A 2,766-nucleotide genomic window follows, 5' to 3' on the forward strand; every position below is an offset into this window, starting at 1 on the left:
ACACCTCGCCGGTCGCCTTCGAGACCGGCTACACCGCTACGCTGCGACCTGCTGCGTAATCACACCCCGTGTCCAAGATCCGGGGGTAGGGCCCGGTCTCGGTCGCGAACGCGATGACACCTGCCAGGTTGCCCCAGCCCGTCGACCGGCGCAGCACCACACTAAGCGGGACCAAGGGCTCGGACACCGTGCGCTCAATGACGATGAACGCCAGCACCATGACGGCCGCGAGCAGCAACGCACCCCAGCTTCGGACATCGCCCCAGGAGTGCTGACCCGCCTGCGTAAGGCCGTACACGCCGGCAACCAGAGCCAGCGTCACGGTCACCGCACCGGGGAGATCGAGCGGGGGACGCAACTGCGCCCGGGTCTCCTTCAGGACCGCGGGACCGACCGCTAGGACCGCCACCGCGACGATCACGTTGACGAAGAAGGCCCACCGCCAGCTGATCAGATCGGTCAGCAATCCACCGAGGACGGCACCTGTGGTGAACCCGGCTGCCATCAGTGCACCGTTGAGTCCCAGCGCCCGCTCCCGCATCGGCCCCTCGGGGAACGAGGTGGTCAGCAGCGAGAGCGCAGCAGGGGTGACTGCGGCGGTGGCGATTCCCTGAGCAACCCGTGCCGCGAGCAGGAGCGAGGGCTCTTGGGCAAGCCCTCCGACCAGCGACGCCACGCCCAGGAGCGCGATCCCGACGAGGAACTGACGTCGGCGCCCGAACAAGTCGGCGAAGCGTCCGAACAGCAGCGTGAATCCGGCAGCGCAAACGGCGAAGGCGGTAGAGATCCATTGGAGGTCGGCGATCGCGAAGCCCACATCGCTTCCGATGCGCGGTAGCGCCACATTGAGGATGGAGAAGTCCACGGCGAGAGTGAAGCTCGCCGTGAGGAGGACGAAGAGCGCCATGCGCTCACGGGTGCCGAAGGCGGCATCCGCGGCGGCCTGATCAGCAGGCGCGAGCGAAGAATCGGTGGTCATGCGGTCAACCCTCGGGCCGCGCCACCGGAGCAGCCAGATCCCTGCGCTTGGTACCCCTGACAGGGGCACTCTCCGCAGTAAAGCGTGAGCCACACTGGACCGGTGCGACCTCAACAGCAGCGTGTCCGGCCCGCGAACGAGCTCGGTGATTTCCTCCGCAGCCGGCGCGGTGCGGTCACTCCCGACCGGGCAGGGATCACGGTTTGGGGAACGCGCCGGGTGCCTGGGCTGCGACGCGAGGAACTCGCTCAGATCGCTGGTATCTCCGCCAACTACTACACGCGACTAGAACAAGGGCAATCGACCAATGCCAGCGACGCGATCATTGATGCGCTGGCGCGAGCCCTGAACCTTGACGACGCCGAACGGGCGCATCTGTTCGAGCTAGCGCGGCCTACGCCTGCCAAGCGTCGTCGGACCGCCCGCGCCGAGATCCCGAACGGCGGAGCCCTCGTGCTTCTCACCTCGATGCCCACCGTGCCCGCACTGTTGCTCGGCCGCCGTAACGACATCCTGGCCTGGAACCAACTCGGGCACGTGCTGGTCGCTGGCCACCTCCCCTTCGCGGCCCCGGAGGACCCCGCAACCCGCCCGAACCAGTTGCGGCTGCTATTTCTCGACCCCCACACCCGCGAACTGCACCGCGACTGGGCCGATGAAGCAGCACGGGCTGTCGCCTCGCTGCGCTACGTCGCCGCACAGTACCCCGACGACCGCCTGCTCGCCGAACTTGTTGGCGACCTCTCGATGAACAGCCCTGACTTTGCCCGGCTTTGGGCCAAGCATGACGTTCGACTCTGCTCGAGCGGTACAAAGCACCTGCACCATCCCCAGGTCGGCGAACTTGTGTCCCGCGTCAAGTAGTTGGCAGGATTTCGGTGGTTTGAAATGTCGGGATCGTCGGGTCGGCGATCCCCAGATGGACGTCGAGTGGCCGGTTCCAGGCGATGGCTTCGTGCGGGCGGATGGAGTTGTACTCCAGTCGGTACTCCTGGGCGTGCTTGGCGAGCATGACGGCGTCGGCGATCTCATCGATGTAGAGCCGTTCGTACTTCAAGGTGCCGAACCCGCGTTCGCGTGACCCGTTCTGCCCCGGGGTCCGCACGCGGGTGCGGACGTGGCGCAGCTCGGGGTGGGTCGGAGAACCTCGCGCGCGGCCTGCGCGACGGCCTCGGGGCTGGCGTCGAGCGTTTCGTTGCGGTGAGCCGGCAGGAGCTTGATGTTGCGCGGCATCTTCGGCGGCCCGGAACGCATCGCCTTCCAGTGCACCTTGGTGCGCGGGATGATGCAGCCGATGAGCGAGACGGCGAGCAACAGGTAGATCGCGGCGAACCACGGCGTGCTGTAGACGTTGAACATCCCGAGGCGATCGAGCCACGGGAACAGGTCGGGATGGTCCTGCTCGTACTGGGTGACGCGGGTGGCGTCGATCGAGCGCTGTGGGAAGATCGAGCCCGGCACGGCCGCGATGGCCACGAGCAGCAGCAGGAACAGCGCCGTGCGCATCGTCGTCAGCTGGCGCCAGAACCAGCGCAGCATGCCGACGACACCGATGCTCGCGCCGGCCTTGACCGACGTGCCGGACTTGCCACCGGCCTTCGCGCCGCCTCGCGGCGACTTCTTGGCGGCTGCGCCCTCCGCTGCGTCGTCGCTGGTCTCGGGCCCGTTGTTGCCCGGGGCCTTCTTGGCTGCCACTAGATGTGATGACCAGCCAGGTTGTCCAACCGGGTGATGGGCGCGACTCTGCCGATGGCTGAGTGGGGCCGGTGGTGGTTGTACTGGTGGAT

4 protein-coding genes are annotated in these 2,766 nt (G+C 67.2%); 1 reads left to right on the top strand and 3 read right to left on the bottom strand.

Annotation, left to right across the window (positions count from 1 at the left end; genetic code table 11):
- Nucleotides 1–28 precede the first annotated feature (28 nt).
- Complete coding sequence (locus ABH936_RS14040; protein WP_404603549.1) at nt 29–979, bottom strand: MFS transporter; 951 nt, start codon at nt 977–979, stop codon at nt 29–31.
- Nucleotides 980–1,081: 102 nt separating this feature from the next.
- On the opposite strand from ABH936_RS14040, the gene ABH936_RS14045 reads away from it, so the two are divergent.
- Nucleotides 1,082–1,843, top strand: coding sequence for a helix-turn-helix transcriptional regulator (locus ABH936_RS14045; protein ID WP_136788242.1), 762 nt, complete (start codon nt 1,082–1,084; stop codon nt 1,841–1,843).
- Here ABH936_RS14045 and ABH936_RS14050 read toward each other — a convergent pair.
- Complete coding sequence (locus ABH936_RS14050) at nt 1,836–2,084, bottom strand: transposase (RefSeq protein WP_240742479.1); 249 nt, start codon at nt 2,082–2,084, stop codon at nt 1,836–1,838. The two genes, ABH936_RS14045 and ABH936_RS14050, sit on opposite strands and share 8 nt — an antisense overlap.
- Entirely contained in the window at nt 2,033–2,674 is a 642-nt protein-coding gene (locus tag ABH936_RS14055) for a cytochrome c biogenesis protein ResB (protein WP_006944613.1), read from the bottom strand. The genes ABH936_RS14050 and ABH936_RS14055 overlap by 52 nt, the downstream gene beginning before the upstream one ends.
- Between the last annotated feature and the right edge of the window lie 92 nt (nt 2,675–2,766).

Source organism: Dermacoccus sp. GAS27A (genome assembly GCF_044909235.1).
Classification (GTDB): Bacteria; Actinomycetota; Actinomycetes; order Actinomycetales; family Dermatophilaceae; genus Dermacoccus; species Dermacoccus nishinomiyaensis.

Bases quoted from the DNA above. Each gene is read 5' to 3' on its own strand.
- ABH936_RS14040 (WP_404603549.1), bottom strand. From the start codon at position 979: ATGACCACCGATTCTTCGCTCGCGCCTGCTGATCAGGCCGCCGCGGAT.